The following is a 1,197-nucleotide window of genomic DNA, read 5'->3' as shown; positions in this document are numbered from 1 at the left end:
ATCCTCCACCAAGTAAATAAAATGCGGATGTGGCGGAATTGGCAGACGCACTAGACTTAGGATCTAGCGCCTTTGGCGTGGGGGTTCGACTCCCTTCATCCGCACCATTTTATTTATATTTTTTGGGTGCATAGCTCAGCTGGATAGAGCAACGCCCTTCTAAGGCGTGTGTCCGGGGTTCGAATCCCTGTGCGCTCACCAAAAAAAATAGGGGATTCGCCAAGTCGGTAAGGCACAGCACTTTGACTGCTGTATGCGTAGGTTCGAGTCCTGCATCCCCTGCCATAATAATTATATATGGTCTATTAGCTCAGTCGGTAGAGCACCTGACTTTTAATCAGGGTGTCCCGCGTTCGAGTCGCGGATAGATCACCAATGGAGAGGTGTCCGAGTGGTTTAAGGAGCTGGTCTTGAAAACCAGTGATGCTTAACGGCACCGTGGGTTCGAATCCCACCCTCTCCGCCAGCCCAAATAGCTCAGTCGGTAGAGCAGGGGACTGAAAATCCCCGTGTCGGTGGTTCGATTCCGCCTTTGGGCACCAAAAGATGTGGCGGTATAGCTTAGTTGGCTAGAGCGTTCGGTTCATACCCGAAAGGTCACAGGTTCGACTCCTGTTACCGCTACCAATAAAATGTGGACCATTAGCTCAGTTGGTTAGAGCGCCCGGCTCATAACCGGTAGGTCCGGGGTTCGAGTCCCTGATGGTCCACCACAAAAACTAAAATATTTATGGTGGGTATAGCTCAGTTGGTTAGAGCGCCAGATTGTGGCTCTGGAGGCCGTGAGTTCGAATCTCATTATCCACCCCAAAAGAAAATATGGTCTATTAGCTCAGTCGGTAGAGCACCTGACTTTTAATCAGGGTGTCCCGCGTTCGAGTCGCGGATAGATCACCAGTAGGTGGCGACATAGCCAAGTGGTAAGGCAGTGGACTGCAACTCCTTGATCCCCAGTTCAAATCTGGGTGTCGCCTCCAATATTCCAAGGTAGCTCAACGGTGGAGCACTCGGCTGTTAACCGATAGGCTGAGGGTTCGAGTCCCTCCCTTGGAGCCATTTTAATATTTAATATCGCGGGGTGGAGCAGTTGGCAGCTCGTTGGGCTCATAACCCAAAGGTCGCAGGTTCGAGTCCTGCCTCCGCAACCATTAAAAAACATAAGGCCCGTTGGTCAAGCGGTCAAGACACCGCCCTTTC

The 1,197-nt window shown here is 51.4% G+C and carries 13 tRNA genes; all 13 read left to right on the top strand.

From position 1 onward, the window contains the following. The first annotated feature begins 23 nt into the window (after positions 1–23). A tRNA-Leu gene (locus KQI18_RS14005) sits at positions 24–107 on the top strand. A gap of 17 nt (positions 108–124) precedes the next feature. After that, positions 125–201: transfer RNA gene (locus KQI18_RS14000), tRNA-Arg, on the top strand. Positions 202–209: 8 nt separating this feature from the next. After that, positions 210–285 (top strand) — tRNA-Gln (locus tag KQI18_RS13995). A 14-nt stretch (positions 286–299) separates the two neighbouring features. After that, positions 300–375, top strand: a tRNA-Lys gene (locus KQI18_RS13990). 2 nt (positions 376–377) lie between these two features. Beyond that, a tRNA-Ser gene (locus tag KQI18_RS13985) sits at positions 378–466 on the top strand. After that, positions 467–542, top strand: a tRNA-Phe gene (locus KQI18_RS13980). An 8-nt stretch (positions 543–550) separates the two neighbouring features. Continuing rightward, a tRNA-Met gene (locus tag KQI18_RS13975) sits at positions 551–627 on the top strand. Between the two features lie 9 nt (positions 628–636). After that, positions 637–713 (top strand) — tRNA-Ile (locus tag KQI18_RS13970). 20 nt (positions 714–733) lie between these two features. Then, a tRNA-His gene (locus KQI18_RS13965) sits at positions 734–810 on the top strand. A gap of 11 nt (positions 811–821) precedes the next feature. Next, a tRNA-Lys gene (locus KQI18_RS13960) sits at positions 822–897 on the top strand. 6 nt (positions 898–903) lie between these two features. Further along, positions 904–977 (top strand) — tRNA-Cys (locus tag KQI18_RS13955). Between the two features lie 4 nt (positions 978–981). After that, positions 982–1,056 (top strand) — tRNA-Asn (locus tag KQI18_RS13950). A 16-nt stretch (positions 1,057–1,072) separates the two neighbouring features. Beyond that, positions 1,073–1,148: transfer RNA gene (locus KQI18_RS13945), tRNA-Met, on the top strand. Positions 1,149–1,197: the final 49 nt, after the last annotated feature.

It is taken from the genome of Metaclostridioides mangenotii (assembly GCF_018917235.1).
Taxonomy (GTDB): Bacteria; Bacillota; Clostridia; order Peptostreptococcales; family Peptostreptococcaceae; genus Metaclostridioides.
This window is presented reverse-complemented; position numbering and strand designations above follow the sequence as displayed.